This is a genomic window from Armatimonadota bacterium, from assembly GCA_031081675.1.
Lineage (GTDB): Bacteria > Sysuimicrobiota > Sysuimicrobiia > Sysuimicrobiales > Kaftiobacteriaceae > Calidihabitans > Calidihabitans tengchongensis.
Genome location: JAVHLZ010000004.1, coordinates 61,522 through 76,674, shown reverse-complemented (window position 1 = coordinate 76,674; position 15,153 = coordinate 61,522). Strand labels below are relative to the sequence as shown.

The following is a 15,153-nucleotide window of genomic DNA, read 5'->3' as shown; positions in this document are numbered from 1 at the left end:
TCCCGGTCAGGCGCCGACCGGGTACACGCTGACCCGGGACGTGTCTCCGGCGCGCTCCCAGGCCACGATCCCGTCAATGAGGGCAAACAGGGTGAAGTCCCGGCCCATGCCGACGTTGCGGCCGGGCCTGACGCGCGTCCCCCTCTGGCGCACCAGGATGCTCCCGGCCGTCACCCACTGCCCCGAAAAGCGCTTGATGCCCAGCCTCTTGCCGGCGCTGTCCCGCCCGTTGCGGGACGATCCCATGCCCTTCTTGTGCGCCATCGGAACACCTCCCCCCTACCGGCCGCCCGCCTCGATCCGATCGATGCGCAGCAGCGTGTAGGCCTGCCGGTGCCCCAGCCGTCGCCGGTAGTGGGACTTGGGTTTGTACTTGAGGACCAGGATCTTCCGGCTCCGGCCGTGCGCCATCACCGTGGCGGTGACGGTGGCGCCGGGGACCACCGGAGTGCCCACCCGCGTGCCACCCTCACCGCCGACCAGCAGGACCCGGTCAAAGGTCACCGTGGCGCCCGGGGTGAGGTCGAGGCGCTCGACCTGGACCATGGCCCCCTCGGCGACCCGATACTGCTTGCCTCCCGTTTCGATGATGGCGTACACGCCGGCCACCGGCATCCTCCTCCGAACCCGGCGTATTGTACCACAGCGTCCTGAGGTCAATCTACTCGATCTGCCCGCTCTACTCGATCTCCCCGATCGGCGCGATCTGCGCCATCTGCGCAATCCCCGCGACCTGCGCGGTCTACGGACTCTGCCGATCCAATCCTTTCCCTCTTCGTTCTTCCCTCTTCCCTTTTCCCTCTTTCAGCGCGCCAGCATCCGGCGCAGGCGTCCCAGCCACCCCTCCCGCGTCGAGGCGGCGGCGGTCGCCAGATCCTGCTCGTCGTCAGCCTCGCCGACGGCGACCACCTCCGCCGGGCCGAAGTCCAGCCACACGGCCTCGCGGCGGTCCTCCCGGGCCCGGAGCTCCAGCTCGTCCACCGACGCTCCCTCCAGAACCCGGACCCGCTCCACGTGCATCCCCGGGCGACCCCGCACCCGCAGCGTCCGGCCGAACCGCTGCTCCAGCGCCCGCAGCCAGGCGTCGCCGTCCCGGAACAGCAGCGCTTCCACGTCCGGATGCACTTCCATCAGCACCGCCGGCGCCCGCCCGGCCGCCAGCACCCGGCGCGCCTCGCGCCGCACCTTCAGCGCCATGGTCTCCACCGACAGGACGCGGCCGCGCCCCTCGCAGTAGGGGCACGGCATCCGCATCACCTCCTCCAGGTCCTGGTAGACCCGCTTGCGGGTGATCTCCACCAGCCCCAGGGCCGTCAGGTCGATGATGTGCATCTTGGAGCGGTCCCGCCGGACCGCCTCCTGCAGCGCCTGCATCACCTGGCGGCGGTGGTGCTCGTTCTCCATGTCGATGAAGTCCACCAGGATGATGCCGCCGATATCCCGGAGGGTGATCTGGCGCACCACCTCGTCCACCGCCTCCATGTTGGTGCGGAAGATGGTGCTGGCCAGGTCGGTCTTGCCCACGTACTTGCCCGAGTTGACGTCGATGACGGTGAGGGCCTCGGTGCGGTCCACCACGATGTAGCCGCCCGACCGCAGCCACACCTTGCGGCGCAGGGCCTTGTCCACCTCCCGCTCCACGCCCAGGGCCTCGAAGACGGGCTCCTCCCCCTGGTACAGCTGCAGGCGGGAGACCAGCTTGGGGGCGAACGACCGCACCAGATCGGCAATCCGCTGGTACTCCTCGGGGGAGTCGATGAGGAAGCGGCTCACCTCCTCGGTGAACAGGTCCCGCACGACCCGCCGGATCAGGCGCAGGTCCTGATAGACCAGCGCCGGCGCCCGGCTGCTGCGGGAGCGCTCCTCCACCGTGGACCATAGCTGCAGCAGGAACCGGATGTCATCGGCCAGCTCCTTCTCCGTGGCGCCCTCGGCGGCCGTGCGGACGATCACCCCCATCCCCGGCGGCCGCAGCCGGTCCGCCAGCTGGCGCAGTCGGCGGCGCTCCTGCTCGTTCTCGATGCGCCGGCTCACCCCCACGTAGTTGACGGTCGGCATCAGGACCAGGTAATAGGCCGGCAGGGCCAGGTAGGTGGTCACCCGGGCGCCCTTGGTCCCCATGGGCTCCTTGGTCACCTGCACCAGGATCTCCTGACCCACCCGCAGCCGCTCGGCGATGGCTCCCCGCCCGAAGGACTCCTCGACCTCCTCCCCCGCCAGGCGCTGGGACCGGATGTCGCCCACGTGCAGGAAGGCGTTGCGCTCCAGCCCGATATCCACGAACGCCGCCTCCATGCCCGGCAGGACGGCGGCGACCCGGCCCTTGTAGATGTTGCCGGCCAGAGGTTCCCCCCGCTCGATGTACAGGTTCACCAGCCGCCCGTCGTCCAGCACGGCCACCCGGGTTTCCTGCGGTTCGACGGTGGCGATGATCTCCTTGGCCATGTCTGTTCCCATCCCACTAGAAGAGGATTTTCTTGCGACGCATGCCGACGTTCAGGACCAGCCCCGTGAGGGCCCCGAACGCCACCAGGGCGCTGCCGCCGTGGCTGATGAACGGTAGCGGGATCCCGGTGATGGGCATCAGGCCCACCGTCATGCCCACATTGACGAACACGTGAAACGCCGTCAGGGCCACCGCGCCCACGGCCATCAGCATCCCGGTCCGGTCTTTGGCGGCAGCGGCGATGGCCGCCCCGCGCCACAGCCAGAGGGCGAACAACCCCACCAGGGCCACCGCGCCCACAAAGCCCAGCTCCTCGCCCACCACGGTGAAGATGAAGTCGGTGTGCTGCTCGGGGATGAAGTGCAGGAGGTTCTGGGTCCCCCGCAGCAACCCTTTGCCCCAGATCTGGCCGGATCCCACGGCGATCCGGGACTGGATGAGGGCATAGCCGGCGCCCAGCGGATCGGCGGCGGGATCCAGGAACGCCAGCAGCCGCTGACGCTGGTAGTCGTGCAGCATTCCCCACGCCACCGGCGCCAGCGCCGCCGCCCCCGCCCCCAGCCCCACCAGCACCCGCAGGGGCGCCCCGGCGACGAACAGCAGGGCTGCCAGGACGGCGCCGAGGGCGAGGGCGGTCCCCAGGTCGGGCTGGCGGGCGATGAGGGCCATGGGCACGGCGGCGTGCAGCAGGACAGAGACCACGGCCCGCCAGGACCCCACGTCCCGGTGGCTGTCGATGTGGCGGGCAAGGGTGATGACCAGCGTCACCTTGGCCAGTTCCGAGGGTTGGAATCCCGTCCACGACCCCACCGCCAGCCAGCGCTGGGCGCCGCCGCTGGAGCGGCCGGCCACCAGGACCAGGACCAGCAGCAGGACCGCGCCCGCCCACAGGGGGCGCCACAGGCGCGCCAGGGTGCGGTAGTCCACCGCCAGGACCGCCGCCAGGACCACGAGGCTGACGGCGATGTGCGCCAGGCGCATCCGGACCACGGACCCGGGATCGGCGGAGTTCTGCACGGCGCTGTACAGGATGACCGTGCCGGCGGCCATCAGGGCCAGCGTGACGGCCAGCAGCGGCCAGTCCACGTAGCGCAGCAGCCGCCGGCTCACGGCGAAGCCTCCGGCCGGGCCAGGGCCGCCTCCAGCACGGCGCGGGCGACCGGAGCCGCTGCGATGCCGCCCCGGAAGCCGTGCTCCACAAAGGCCACCACCACGACCTGCGGAGCCTCGGCGGGCGCGTAGCCGGCGAACCAGGCGTGGGGCCGGCCCCGCGGGTTTTCGGCGCTGCCGGTCTTGCCGGCCACCGCCACCCGGTTCAGGCGGGCGGCCACCCCGCTGCCCCGCTCCACCACCGCGCGCATCCCTTCCCGCAGCACGGCCAGCGTGGCCGGCCGCAGGGAGACCTGGCGCTGCAGCACGGGGGCCACCCGCTCGAGGCCGCGGTCGTGGTGGACGGCCAGCAGCACGTGAGGCTGCATCACGCGCCCTCCGGTGGCCAGCCCCGCCACCATCCGGGCCACCTGCACGGGGGTGACTGTCACCGCGCCCTGGCCGATGGACATGTTGACGGCGTCGCCGGGGTACCAGGGCTCTCCCACCAGGGCCTGCTTGGTGGCGGGGCTGGGGATGGTCCCCGCCACCTCTCCGGGCAGGTCGATGCCGGTAGGCTCGCCCAGGCCCAGGCGGAATGCGTACTCGGCCAGCGTCTCGCCGCCCAGGCGATACCCCAGGGTGTAGAAGACCACGTTGACCGAGTGGGCGATCCCGGTGATGAAGTCGATGCGCCCCCAGGCCCGGAGGTCTCCGAATGTCCACTGGCCCAGGCGGAAGTATCCGGGGGCGTCGAAGACGGTGCGGCGGCTGACGATTCCCCGCTCCAGGGCCGCGGTGGCCGTCACCAGCTTGAAGACCGATCCCGGTTCGTAGGTGGCGCTGATGGCCCGGTTCAGCAGCGGACGCCGCCTGTCGGACGTCAGTGCCAGCCAGCGCTCGGGGCTGATCCCCCGGGCGAACAGGTTGGGATCGAACGTCGGCATGCTGGCCAGCGCCAGGACCTCGCCCGTATCCGGGTCTAAGACCACCACCGCTCCCGCCTCCAGCCCGGTGGCCCGCAGGGCCTCCTCGGCGGCGGCCTGGATGTCCAGGTCGACGGTCAGGACGACGGCGCGGCCCGGGGAGGGCGGCTGCCGCGAGAGGACCCGCAACGGCCGGCCCAGGGCGTCCACCTCCATCCGCAGCCGCCCATCCACCCCCCGCAGCAGCGACTCGTACGCCTTCTCCACGCCCGCCTTGCCGATCAGGTCTCCGGGGCGGTAGCCCTCGGCGCGGCGCGCAGCCAGCTCGTCGCTGTCGATCTCTCCCACGTACCCCAGGAGGTGGGCGGCCCGCGTCCCGTGCAGGTAGTGGCGCACCGGGTCGGCGAGGATGATCACCCCGGGCAGATCCAGGCGGTTCTCCTCAATGCGCGCCACCACGGTGGGATCCACGTCCCGGGCGATCCGCACCGGCTCAAAGGGCCGCGCGCGGGCGGCCCGCAACCGGGCCTCGATCTGCGCGGCGGGCATGCCCAGCAGGGCCGCCAGGCGGCTCACCACCGTCGGAGGATCCCGCAGCTCCAGGGGCAGCACCGCCACCGTGAACGCCGGCCGGTTGGCCACCAGCGGCCGCCCCCGGCGGTCGTAGATGATCCCCCGGGGGGCGGCCAGCGTGTACTCCCGGATGCGGTTGTCCTCGGACTGGCGGAAATAGGCCGCGCCCTGGAGGACCTGGACCTGCCACAGGCGCACCAGCAGGATGCCCAGCAGAACGGCCACCACCGCCGAGAAGGCCTGCAGCCGCCGGGTCGGCGGCGGAGTGTCGACCACGTCTGTCCCCCGGATCTCGGACGGGGAAGGCAGGGTCAGCCGGCCCGGACCACCCACGCCTCCAGCGCCCGGATGCCGCGGAAGACCGCCGGGGCCAGCGCGGAGTTGAGGATCACCTGGGCCGCAATGCGGGCCAGCTCGACCGGCCAGGGCCCCAGGGCCAACCCGACGACCCCGGCCACGGCCAGCAGGATCACCTCGGAGACGACGGTTCCCGCAGCGGTGGCCACGGCCGGCAGCAGGGGATTGTCCACGTAGATGCTGCGTTCAAACAGCCCCGACCCGAACCCCACCACCAGCTTGGAGAGCCCGTACACCCCCAGGGGCCCTCCTCCCGACAGCAGGTCCTGGAGCAGGCCGGCCGCCGTGCCCACCACGGCTCCCCGTTCCGCTCCCTGCAGGACGCCGACCCCCACGGCCAGCGCCAGCAGAGGGTCCGGGGCCGCCCCGGCCACCCGCACCCGCGCCAGCCAGGCCGCCTGGACCACCCCCACCAGCGCCAGCGCGCCGGCGTAGGCCAGGACCCGCCTCACCGCGGCCGCTCACGCCCTCTGCGGAACCGTCCGTACACTCCTCCCCCTCCGCGCCGCCTCGGGTCTCAGGGCGGCACCAGAATCAACACCTCTTCCACCCGATCCAAAGCCGCTGCCGGTTCCACCTCCGCCTCCAGCAGCAGCTCGCCCTCCTGCCGCACCACCCGGCGGATCTGGCCGATCACCAGGCCCCGGGGAAAGACCCCGCCCAGCCCGGAGGTGACCACCAGATCGCCCGGGAGCACCTGGGACGCCCGGGAGAGGTAGCGCAGGTGCAGGACCCACTCCCCTCGCCCCTCCACCACGCCGAGGTCGCGGGTCCGCTGGACCAGCGCCCCCACGGCGCTGCGGGAGTCCGCCACCAGCAGCACCCGGGCTGCGGTCGGGGTGACTTCCATCACCCGGCCCACCACTCCCCGGGCGGTCACCACCGGCGCGTTGCGGCGCACGCCGTCGCGGCTGCCCCGGTCCACCACCACCGTCCCGTACCACCGCAGCGGGTCCCGGGCCACCACCCGGGCCGCCACGGCCCGGTGGGCCATCTGGTTCCGGAACCCCAGCAGATCTTCCAGCCGGCGGGCCGCCGCCGCCTGCTCCCGAAGGGCCGCCGCCTCCCGGGTGATCCGGTCCAGCTCCTCGCGCAGGCGGGCGTTCTCCGCCCGCACCCGGCCGATTCCCGTGTACAGGGCCCACAGCCGCGCCCCCCCATCGGCCACCCGGGCCAGACCCACCTGCACCGGCTGCAGCCCGCGCAGGACCAGCTCCCCCAGCGCGCCGACCTGGCGGCGGTCGGGCGCCCGCACCTGGGTGGTCAGCAGCGTCACCACCCCCACAAAGAGGACCACGAACACCGCCACGCGCCGACGGGCCGCAATCAGCTCGGTCATCGCGTCCTACAGCCTGCGCGACGTGATCAGCACCCGCTTGAACGTCTCGATCTCCTCCAGCGCCCGGCCGGTCCCCAGGACCACCGCCGAGAGGGGATCGTCGGTCAGCACCACCGGCATCCCGGTTTCCTCGCTGAGCAGGCGGTCGATGCCCCGCAGCAGCGCGCCGCCCCCGGCCAGAACGATTCCCCGATCCACGATGTCCGCCGCCAGTTCGGGGGGGGTCCGCTCCAGCGTCTGCTTGACCGCCTCCACGATCTGGGCCACCGGTTCCGCCAGCGCCTCCCGGGCCTCCGCGCTGGTCATGCGGACCGTGCGCGGCAGACCGCTGACCAGGTCGCGCCCGCGCACCTCCATGGTCTGCTCCTCTTTCATCGGGTACGCCGACCCGATGGCGATCTTGATCTCCTCGGCGGTGCGCTCCCCGATCAACAGGTTATAGGCGCGGCGGCAGTACTGGATGATGGCCTCGTCCATCTCGTCGCCGCCCACCCGGATGGATTTGCTGGTCACGATCCCGCCCAGGGCGATCACGGCCACCTCGGTGGTGCCCCCGCCGATGTCCACCACCATGCTGCCCACCGGCTCGGAGATGGGCAGACCCGCGCCGATGGCCGCGGCCATGGGCTCCTCGATCAGGTAGGCCTCCCGGGCCCCCGCCTGCTCGGTGGCATCGATGACCGCCCGCCGCTCCACCCCCGTGACTCCCGACGGGATGCCCACGATCACCCGGGGACGCAGCAGGGTCCGGTTGCGCAGGCCCTTGCGGATGAAGTAGGCCAGCATCGCAGCGGTGGTGTCGAAGTCGGCGATGACCCCGTCCCGCAGCGGGCGGGTGGCGACGATCTGGCCGGGCGTGCGGCCGATCATCCGCTTGGCTTCCTCCCCCACCGCGACGATCTGACCATCGTCGGCGCGCTTGGCCACCACCGACGGCTCCCGCAGGACGATGCCCTCCCCGCGGACGAAAATCAGCGTGTTGGCGGTCCCCAGATCCACCCCCATATCCCGGCTCAACCGGCTCAGAAAGCTCACCGTGCGCCCTCCCCCGCGATTCTGTGCGAGTGAACTCCTGCCCCGCCGGACCGCGCGCTAGGCCCTCCCGGGTGGTCGTCCCCGTCCGGAACCCTGCCGCGCCCCGGACCCCCGTCCCCCCGGCGCGCGGGGATGCTAGGGGAATCCCAGCTGCCGCTCCCGCAGGCTGCAGTAGTCCCGCTCGCCGACGATGATGTGGTCCAGCACCTCGATTCCCACCAGGCGCCCCGCCGCCCGCAGCTGCTCGGTGATCAGGACATCGTCCCGACTGGGCTCCGGGTGGCCGGAGGGATGGTTGTGCACGACGATCACGGCGGCGGCCGACCGCCGGATGGCTTCCTTGAATACCTCCCGCGGGTGGACGGGCGCCGACTGCAACCCGCCCACCGAGACATCCACCACGTCCAGCACCTCGTGGCGCGTGTTGAGGAGGATGGCCCGGAAGTGCTCCCGGTCCAGTAAGCGCATGGACGCGCACAGCGCCGCCGCGTCGGCCGCGCACCGGATCGCCCGGCGCAGCGGCGGGGGCTCGACCAGGCGCCTGCCCAGCTCCAGGGCCGCCAGGACCCGCGCCGCCTGGTGTTCGCCCACGCCCGGCACCCGCGCCAGCTCGGCGGCCGACGCCCTCCCCAGAGCCGCAGCCGACCCGAACCGGCGCAGCAGGGCCGTGCCCACATCCAGGGCCGTATGTCCCCGCACCCCGGTGCCGATCACCACGGCCAGCAGTTCGGCGGTCGACAGGGCGGCGGCACCGCTGGCGCGCAGCCGCTCGCGAGGCCTGAGTTCTGCCGGGAGGTCTTTGATCGTCAGGCGGCCCGCCTCTGGCATCCCCTGCTCCGCGCCGCCCCCGCGGGGCGGCCGGGGTCAGGCCGCCGGGCGGTCACGCCGCCGGGGGAAGGCGGCGGGGGAGGAGGAACCCGCTGCACCGCCCGCGGCCGGACCGGTTCTGAGTCCGCGCTCCCCGCGCAGCGCCCCAAGTATAGCAACCGACCTGCGGGGATTCAACGCGCGCCGGGTGACCCGGTCCGGCCAGCGGCCCCCGACCGGACGGGCTACTGGAGCAGGCGGAAGATCCAGATGGCCAGCAGGATGCCCACCACCGTGGCCAGATTGAGCCGGACGGTGAACCCCCCGGTGAGGGTCAGGATGCGCAGGTCCAGGGTGAGGGGAGGGTCCAGGCCAGCCCGGATGTCGCGGCTGAGCAGGTCCAGGACGGGATAGGCGGAGGTGGCCTCGGCGATGACGCTGCCCAGCAGCGCGCCGGCCACCACCACAACCACCAGCATCCACCAGGGGGTGCGCGCGCGGCGGGCCACTCCGGATACCCGTGGGGGAGCCTATCGCCCGGGACTCAACGACTCCCGGGGCGCCGGGCGGGGGGCGAACACCCGGGCCACCCATATGCTGACCTCGTAGAGCAGGTACGTGGGCAGGGCCATCAGCAGCTGGGAGGCCACATCCCCCCCGGGGGTCAGCGCCGCCGAGGCCACGACGATGGCCAGCAGGGCGTAGCGGCGGCCGGCCGCCAGCGCCGCGGGGGTCACCACGCCCAGGCGGGCCAGGAACAGGATGACGACCGGCAGCTCGAACAGGACGCCGAACGCCAGGACGAAGGCGGTGGCAAAGGAGGTGTAGGCGCCCACCGAGATCATCGGCACCAGGGACTCGGTCTGGTAGCTGAGCAGAAACCGCACGCCCACCGGCAGGATCACCCAGAACGCGAACGCCGCCCCGGCGACAAACAGTCCCAGGGCCGGCGGCAGCAGCCCCAGGGCGTACCGCCGCTCGGTGGGCGTCAGCCCCACCGAGACAAACCGCCACAGCTGGTACAGCACCACCGGCAGGCTGAGGAAGGCCCCCGACAGCGCGGCCACTTTCAGGCGGACGAAGAACGCCTCGGTGGGAGCCAGGAACACCACGCGCCCGACGGGCCGGATCAGAATGGCCAGGATGCGCTCGACAAACAACAGGCTGAGTCCCGTGGCGGCGGCAAACGCGGCCAGGGAAATGAGGAGCCGCAGGCGCAGCTCCTCCAGGTGCTCGACGATGGTCATCGGGCGGTCTTCCACGCCGACTCCTCACCGCCGCTCAGGTGTTCTTCTTGTCGGATGCCGTCGCCCGGTCGATCTCGTTCTCGGCGTCCCGGACCGCGCTGCGGAACTCGCGGATCGCCTTCCCCAGCGCGCCGCCGATGCCGGCCAGCCGGGAGGGACCGAACACGAGCAGCGCGATCACCAGGATGACGATCAGCTCCGTCCACCCGATGTTGGGCATGGGCCACCTCCGCCCCGATTATACACCCCGCGTGCGCGCGCGGCCGGATCGCTCCCGCCACCCCGCCCACGCCCCGGCCAGCAGGCCGGCCAGGATGGCCGCGCCCACCGGCAGCCAGCGCCCCGCCGCCCACCGGCGCCGGATGGCGGCCAGATCGGCGGCGATCTGTTCCCGGGCGCGGGCGACGCGGGCCTCCTCCCCGGCGCGGGTCATGGGCGGCGCTCCAGCGTCCGACGGATCGCCCGCCAGTCTTCGCGCAGGTCCTGCAGCAGCGTCAGCCGCCGCCGTCGCAGGCGCCCCCGGGCCACCGCCGCCAGGACGACGATCACCACCGCCATCGCCGCCAGGACGACGGCGGTGGCCAGCCACGGGGGAAGGACCTCAGCCAGCACCAGGATGAGGACGGCGACGGCCACCGGCACCATCAGCAGCAGCAGGGCCAGGGCGATGGCCAGCAAGACCGCCGCGGCGGCGAGATCCCGCAGCCACGCCCGGGCCTCGGCCCGGGTCAGCCGCAGCCGGGCGTCCAGCAGGGCTCCGGCCTGCTGCAGCAGGCGGACCAGCAGGGTACTGAGCGGCTCCGGCCGCTCCGGCTCACGGTCCACGGGAGCCTCCTGTCCCGCCGTCAGGCGGGTGTTCCGCATCGCCCGCAAGCGCGAACCGGATGGCCTCGCGGAACGGACGCGGGGTGAGGCCGAACACGCGCTGCACCGGACCCGGATCGCCGACGTTGTCGAGGATCAGCGCCTCGAATTCGTCCGGCGTGATGGGCGGAGAGGGGAGGCGGGCCATCTCCCGCACCAGGGCCCGGGCAGCCCGCAGGGGGATGTGGACCTTCCACCGCCGCACCCCCAGCGCGCTCATCACCTCGTCCAGGATCGCATCGTAGGTCAGTGTGTCCGGCCCCACCACGTCGAAGGTCTGCCCGACCGCCGCGGGGTGGTCCAGCGCCCGCCCCACCAGGTCCACCACATCCCGCACGTCCACGGGCATCGACCGGTACTGGCCCGATCCCAGGACCGGCACCGCCGGGGTGACCGATGCCAGCGCCGCCAGCGGCCGGAATGGCACCCCCAGCAGCCACAAAGGATACCAGGCGCCCAGGCGGACGACCGCCGCGAACTGGCGGGCAGCCCCTCCCCCGGGACCGATGATGAACGACGGGCGGAAGATGACCCACGGGATGCCGCTGCGGCGCAGCTCCTCCTCCCCCGCCCACTTGGACTGCAGGTAGCGCGGGGCCCGGGGGCCGGCGCCCAGCGCGCTCAGGTGCACCACCCGCCCCACGCCTCCCGCCCGCGCCGCCGCCGCCACCTCCCGCACGCCGCGCCGGTTGATCAGGTCGAAGGTGGCGCCTACCCGCTCCCGGATGATGGCCACCAGGTGCACGACGGCGCGGCAACCGGCCAGGGCCCGCTCCAGCGCCGCCAGGTCGCCCACGTCGGCCTCCGCCACCTCGCATCCCCACCGGCGCAGGGTCGCCACCCGCTCCACCCGGCGGGTGCCGGGCCGCACCACCGCCCGCACCGGTACCCCCGCGTCATGCAGGCCCCGGACCACGTGCATGCCCACGAATCCCGTGGCGCCGGTGACCGCCACCGGACCCGCGGCGTGGGGCTGAGCGGACATCGCGGGTCAGTGCGACCTCACCACGACGAACTCGGTGAGGGCCAGCAGGCTCTCTTTGGCCGGACCGGGAGGCAGCGGGGCCAGGGCCTGAGCCGCCTGGCGGGAGTACCGGCCGGCCACGTCCAGGGCGTACTCGATGCCGCCGTAGCGCTGCAACAGCCGCCGGACGTCCTCCCGGGCCCCGTCTCCCAGGGGACCGTGCAGCAGGCGCAGCAGGTGATCCCGGTCCTGGGGGGTGGCCTGCCGGAGGGTGCGGATGAGGGGGAGGGTCACCTTCCCGGTCTGGATGTCGCTGTAGACCGGTTTGCCCAGGGCCGCCTCCCGCCCGGTGAGATCCAGGGTGTCGTCGGTAATCTGGAAGGCCATGCCCCAGTGCAGGCCGAACATGCCCAGCCGCTCCGCGGCGGGACGGTTGCCGGCCAGCAACCCTCCCGCCCGGCAGGCCGCCGCGAACAGGTGTGCCGTCTTGCCGGCGATGATCTGGAAGTACACGCCTTCGTCGTCGTGGGGCTCGTGGCCGTACTTGACCTGCAGGATCTCCGCCTGGCTCATGCGCACCGTAGCCACGGCCAGCGTGGGGGCCACGTCGGGATGGCGGATGCGGCTGAGCAGGTGGAAGGCCTTGCTGAACAGGTAATCCCCCAGCAGCACGGCGATCTGGTTGCCCCACTGCACGTTGACGGTCGCCACCCCCCGGCGCACGGCGGCGTCGTCGATGACATCGTCGTGGATCAACGAGGCGATGTGGATGAGCTCCACCGCCGCCGCCAGCCACAGGCGCGCCTCTCCGGCTCCGCCGCTGGCCTGGGCGGACAGACAGACCAGGGCGGGGCGGATCATCTTGCCCCGGGTGCTCAGCACGTGGCGCACCAGGTCCCCGATGAAGGGATCGTCGGCCTGCAGCTCCTGTTCCAGCAACCGCTGCAGGCTGTCCAGGTCGTCCCGGACCGGGGCGTAGATGGCCGACAGATCCATGGCGCCCGCCCTCTCGCGGCGGGGCGACGGGCTCGTCAGGGAGCGACGGTGATGGTCGTCTTCATGCCGGCCTCCAGGTGGCCGGGGAGGTTGCAGACCACCTCATACGTCCCCGGCCGCAGGTCCACGGTCACCTGCCGGGACCCGCCGGGGGGGATGGCGTCCACTTCCACGCCCAGCCCCTGGATGACGAAGTTGTGCTCGATGGTGCCCTCGTTCCTGATGACCAGGGTGGCCTTCCCGGCCTTGAGGGGGGTGCCGGGAAACCGGATGGCCCACTCGGTCTCGGTGACGGTGATGGCTCCCTCCGCCGGCGCCGCCGGCTGCCCGCCCCGGGGACCACCGCCCCCGCAGCCCGCGACGATCACCGCCACGCCGGCCAGCACCGCCCACCGCCCCATCCTCCTGCCCATGCGCTCCCTCCTTGTCTGGACACGGACTCTGGCGTGCGGAAAACCGTCACCAGAATAGCAGAGGGACTCCGCCACCGCCAGCAGCGCCGCCGGAATCCCGGGCCACCCGAGGGCGGCCTACGCCTCGGCCACCAGCCCGAAGGACGCGATGAACGTCAGCAGCAGGAACCAGAACAGGTAGAACAACAGGTACAGCAGGTGCACCCGCAGCGGCGCCCGGCTCACGTCCCCTCCCCCTCCGGCGCGCCGGCCGGTTGCGCCACCGCCGGGCGGCCCGGCCGGGCCGGAGCCGGCAGCGCGGCCACCCGGTCCGCGAAGGCGCGCACCGCCTCCAGGAACGCCCGCCCGTCGTGCAGCCCGTGGGCCAGCATGGCCACCCGGGCGGGGTCGATCTTGCGGCGCTGCAGCCGGCGCTGCAGCTGGTCGATCCGATCCCGCATCAGGAAGTTGCCCTCGCGGTTCAGGCAGTCCCCGTACGGACACCCGGTGACGAAGGCGCCGGCGGCGCCCCGGACGAGGGCCTCCTCCAGCCACGCGGGGCGCACGAAACCCGAGCAGGGGACGCGGATGATCCGCACCCCGGGCAGATCCCGCAGCCGGCCGCCGTCCACCAGGGGCCGGAGGTCCACGCTCCAGTCGCACACAAACCCCACGATCCGGGGCTCGCTCATGCCGACACCGCCTCCGCCACCTGCGCCAGCACGTCCCGCTCCAGGAGCCGGGGCAGCTCCAGCGCCTCAAAGGGGCACGCGCCGATGCAGATCCCGCATTCCACGCACCGGGACTCCACCACCACCGCCAGCAGGGTGCGGTTCGCCGCCGCCTTGGTCAGCCCCGGGGCGGGAGACGGCACCATGACGATGGCGTTGTAGGGACAGTCGTAGTAGCACAGCTCGCATCCGGTGCAGTTGCCGTCGATCACCTGGGCCACGCCGGCGTGGCGCACCCCCATGGCCGCGGGGTGCTCTCGCCGGCTGAGGTACGGGATGGCCAGGCCGGCGGTGAACAGGACCACCCCCAGGGCCACGACCCCGCGGGGCGGCAGCCAGTTCAGCAGCCAGAACGGCCACAGGAAGAAGACATCCAGGGCGAACCGGGTGGGCCGCGCGGCCGGCGCCGCCGGCGGGATGGCCTCGGCGCCCACGGGAATCAGGCCCGCCAGCAGGAAGACCAGCCCCACGCAGAACAGCACCCACATCGCCGGCGGCCAGATCTTGGGGTGGCGCAGCCGCAGGTAGTGCCACCACAGCAGCAGGTACAGGGCCGAGGCGGGCCCGATGTGCAGGAACAGCATCCGCACCAGGGTGGCATCGCTGACCCCGCGCCCCCCCAAGAACAGCTCGGCCAGCGCGCCGCCCACCCCGGGGATGCTGCGCAGCAGGCGCGCGAACAGCGCGGTCAGGACCTGGGCCCGCTCATCCCACACCAGCTGGTAGCCGGTGACCCCGATGAAGCCCCCGAACAGCAGCAGGATCATCCCCGAGATCCACGGGTTATCCCGGGAGAACAGGTAGCGGTCGGTGAACCAGTTGCGGAACAGGTGCAGCAGGATGGCCACCACGAAGGCGTCGGCGGCGTAGCGGTGCACCCCCCGCAGCAGCCCCCCGTAGGGGACCGCCTGGGTCAGGTAGCGCACCGAGGCGAACGCGCCCTCCAGGCTGGCCTCGTAGTAGAAGAACAGGAAGATACCCGAGAGGACCAGGACCAGCAGGAAGAGGTTGGCCAGGCCGCCGGTGTAGTACAGCGGGTTGTAGTCGGTGGGCACGATCCGGTGGATCCACGTGTCCACCCGCAGGGTGGCCCGCAACAGCGCGGTCATCACCCGCCCGTAGCGGCTGGGCCGCACGTCCGCGACGCTCACCGCTCAGCCCTCCGGGGCCCGATCAGGCCCATCCGACGCAGCAGCAGCACGATGCCCGCGTACGCGATCAGCAGCACGCCCACCAGGGCGCCGCCCAGGTACCACCGGTCGGTGGCTTCCCCGTAGACGATGCCGGCCGCGGCCGCCACGGCCACGGCGCTGAGGGCGATGATGCCGGTCAGATGCGCGTTCCGCATCCCGTCCCCTCCGCATTCACGCCCATCCCTCCCCGACGC

20 protein-coding genes are annotated in these 15,153 nt (G+C 72.6%); all 20 read right to left on the bottom strand.

Annotated elements, in window-relative coordinates; translation table 11 throughout:
* Positions 1 to 6: 6 nt before the first annotated feature.
* The 20 genes from rpmA to RB150_02425 all read right to left on the bottom strand — a co-directional run bounded on the left by rpmA (position 7) and on the right by RB150_02425 (position 15,114).
* Positions 7 to 264, bottom strand: a complete 258-nt coding sequence (gene rpmA / locus RB150_02520; protein MDQ7819415.1) for a 50S ribosomal protein L27 — start codon at positions 262 to 264, stop codon at positions 7 to 9.
* Positions 265 to 279: 15 nt separating this feature from the next.
* Positions 280 to 600 (bottom strand): 50S ribosomal protein L21, encoded by a 321-nt coding sequence (gene rplU / locus RB150_02515; GenBank protein ID MDQ7819414.1) that lies wholly within the window; start codon positions 598 to 600, stop codon positions 280 to 282.
* Between the two features lie 204 nt (positions 601 to 804).
* Positions 805 to 2,445, bottom strand: coding sequence for an Rne/Rng family ribonuclease (locus RB150_02510; GenBank protein ID MDQ7819413.1), 1,641 nt, complete (start codon positions 2,443 to 2,445; stop codon positions 805 to 807).
* A gap of 16 nt (positions 2,446 to 2,461) precedes the next feature.
* The gene (rodA, locus tag RB150_02505) at positions 2,462 to 3,556 is read right to left on the bottom strand and encodes a rod shape-determining protein RodA (GenBank protein ID MDQ7819412.1); all 1,095 of its coding nucleotides are present in this window, start codon (positions 3,554 to 3,556) and stop codon (positions 2,462 to 2,464) included.
* Positions 3,553 to 5,310 (bottom strand): penicillin-binding protein 2, encoded by a 1,758-nt coding sequence (gene mrdA, locus RB150_02500; protein MDQ7819411.1) that lies wholly within the window; start codon positions 5,308 to 5,310, stop codon positions 3,553 to 3,555. The genes rodA and mrdA overlap by 4 nt, the downstream gene beginning before the upstream one ends.
* A 35-nt stretch (positions 5,311 to 5,345) precedes the next feature.
* Complete coding sequence (gene mreD / locus RB150_02495) at positions 5,346 to 5,843, bottom strand: rod shape-determining protein MreD (protein MDQ7819410.1); 498 nt, start codon at positions 5,841 to 5,843, stop codon at positions 5,346 to 5,348.
* Between the two features lie 65 nt (positions 5,844 to 5,908).
* Positions 5,909 to 6,730, bottom strand: a complete 822-nt coding sequence (gene mreC, locus RB150_02490; protein ID MDQ7819409.1) for a rod shape-determining protein MreC — start codon at positions 6,728 to 6,730, stop codon at positions 5,909 to 5,911.
* A 6-nt stretch (positions 6,731 to 6,736) separates the two neighbouring features.
* Positions 6,737 to 7,765, bottom strand: coding sequence for a rod shape-determining protein (locus RB150_02485; protein ID MDQ7819408.1), 1,029 nt, complete (start codon positions 7,763 to 7,765; stop codon positions 6,737 to 6,739).
* A gap of 135 nt (positions 7,766 to 7,900) precedes the next feature.
* Positions 7,901 to 8,593, bottom strand: coding sequence for a DNA repair protein RadC (radC, locus tag RB150_02480; GenBank protein ID MDQ7819407.1), 693 nt, complete (start codon positions 8,591 to 8,593; stop codon positions 7,901 to 7,903).
* 224 nt (positions 8,594 to 8,817) lie between these two features.
* Positions 8,818 to 9,081 (bottom strand): DUF4321 domain-containing protein, encoded by a 264-nt coding sequence (locus RB150_02475; protein MDQ7819406.1) that lies wholly within the window; start codon positions 9,079 to 9,081, stop codon positions 8,818 to 8,820.
* A gap of 21 nt (positions 9,082 to 9,102) precedes the next feature.
* Positions 9,103 to 9,834, bottom strand: a complete 732-nt coding sequence (gene tatC / locus RB150_02470; protein MDQ7819405.1) for a twin-arginine translocase subunit TatC — start codon at positions 9,832 to 9,834, stop codon at positions 9,103 to 9,105.
* A 19-nt stretch (positions 9,835 to 9,853) separates the two neighbouring features.
* Positions 9,854 to 10,039: a twin-arginine translocase TatA/TatE family subunit gene (locus RB150_02465; protein ID MDQ7819404.1), complete on the bottom strand. Its 186-nt coding sequence runs from the start codon at positions 10,037 to 10,039 to the stop codon at positions 9,854 to 9,856.
* 18 nt (positions 10,040 to 10,057) lie between these two features.
* Positions 10,058 to 10,252 (bottom strand): hypothetical protein, encoded by a 195-nt coding sequence (locus RB150_02460; protein MDQ7819403.1) that lies wholly within the window; start codon positions 10,250 to 10,252, stop codon positions 10,058 to 10,060.
* Positions 10,249 to 10,644 (bottom strand): phage holin family protein, encoded by a 396-nt coding sequence (locus RB150_02455; GenBank protein ID MDQ7819402.1) that lies wholly within the window; start codon positions 10,642 to 10,644, stop codon positions 10,249 to 10,251. Before RB150_02455 ends, RB150_02460 begins: the two co-directional genes overlap by 4 nt.
* A complete protein-coding gene (locus tag RB150_02450) occupies positions 10,634 to 11,668 on the bottom strand; it encodes an NAD(P)H-binding protein (GenBank protein MDQ7819401.1) in 1,035 nt (344 codons plus the stop codon). The genes RB150_02455 and RB150_02450 overlap by 11 nt, the downstream gene beginning before the upstream one ends.
* A gap of 6 nt (positions 11,669 to 11,674) precedes the next feature.
* Positions 11,675 to 12,643 (bottom strand): polyprenyl synthetase family protein, encoded by a 969-nt coding sequence (locus tag RB150_02445; GenBank protein MDQ7819400.1) that lies wholly within the window; start codon positions 12,641 to 12,643, stop codon positions 11,675 to 11,677.
* 35 nt (positions 12,644 to 12,678) lie between these two features.
* On the bottom strand, positions 12,679 to 13,056 hold the full coding sequence (locus RB150_02440) for a cupredoxin domain-containing protein (protein MDQ7819399.1): 378 nt from the start codon (positions 13,054 to 13,056) through the stop codon (positions 12,679 to 12,681).
* Positions 13,057 to 13,277: 221 nt separating this feature from the next.
* Positions 13,278 to 13,727, bottom strand: coding sequence for a hydrogenase iron-sulfur subunit (locus tag RB150_02435; GenBank protein MDQ7819398.1), 450 nt, complete (start codon positions 13,725 to 13,727; stop codon positions 13,278 to 13,280).
* Positions 13,724 to 14,917, bottom strand: a complete 1,194-nt coding sequence (locus RB150_02430; GenBank protein MDQ7819397.1) for a cytochrome b N-terminal domain-containing protein — start codon at positions 14,915 to 14,917, stop codon at positions 13,724 to 13,726. The genes RB150_02435 and RB150_02430 overlap by 4 nt, the downstream gene beginning before the upstream one ends.
* On the bottom strand, positions 14,914 to 15,114 hold the full coding sequence (locus RB150_02425; GenBank protein MDQ7819396.1) for a hypothetical protein: 201 nt from the start codon (positions 15,112 to 15,114) through the stop codon (positions 14,914 to 14,916). The genes RB150_02430 and RB150_02425 overlap by 4 nt, the downstream gene beginning before the upstream one ends.
* Positions 15,115 to 15,153: the final 39 nt, after the last annotated feature.

Bases quoted from the DNA above. Each gene is read 5' to 3' on its own strand.
- RB150_02435 (MDQ7819398.1), bottom strand. From the start codon at position 13,727: ATGAGCGAGCCCCGGATCGTGGGGTTTGTGTGCGACTGGAGCGTGGAC.
- RB150_02445 (MDQ7819400.1), bottom strand. From the start codon at position 12,643: ATGGATCTGTCGGCCATCTACGCCCCGGTCCGGGACGACCTGGACAGC.
- radC (MDQ7819407.1), bottom strand. From the start codon at position 8,593: ATGCCAGAGGCGGGCCGCCTGACGATCAAAGACCTCCCGGCAGAACTC.
- RB150_02460 (MDQ7819403.1), bottom strand. From the start codon at position 10,252: ATGACCCGCGCCGGGGAGGAGGCCCGCGTCGCCCGCGCCCGGGAACAG.
- rpmA (MDQ7819415.1), bottom strand. From the start codon at position 264: ATGGCGCACAAGAAGGGCATGGGATCGTCCCGCAACGGGCGGGACAGC.
- mreC (MDQ7819409.1), bottom strand. From the start codon at position 6,730: ATGACCGAGCTGATTGCGGCCCGTCGGCGCGTGGCGGTGTTCGTGGTC.
- RB150_02450 (MDQ7819401.1), bottom strand. From the start codon at position 11,668: ATGTCCGCTCAGCCCCACGCCGCGGGTCCGGTGGCGGTCACCGGCGCC.
- RB150_02510 (MDQ7819413.1), bottom strand. From the start codon at position 2,445: ATGGCCAAGGAGATCATCGCCACCGTCGAACCGCAGGAAACCCGGGTG.
- RB150_02440 (MDQ7819399.1), bottom strand. From the start codon at position 13,056: ATGGGCAGGAGGATGGGGCGGTGGGCGGTGCTGGCCGGCGTGGCGGTG.
- RB150_02465 (MDQ7819404.1), bottom strand. From the start codon at position 10,039: ATGCCCAACATCGGGTGGACGGAGCTGATCGTCATCCTGGTGATCGCG.
- RB150_02425 (MDQ7819396.1), bottom strand. From the start codon at position 15,114: ATGCGGAACGCGCATCTGACCGGCATCATCGCCCTCAGCGCCGTGGCC.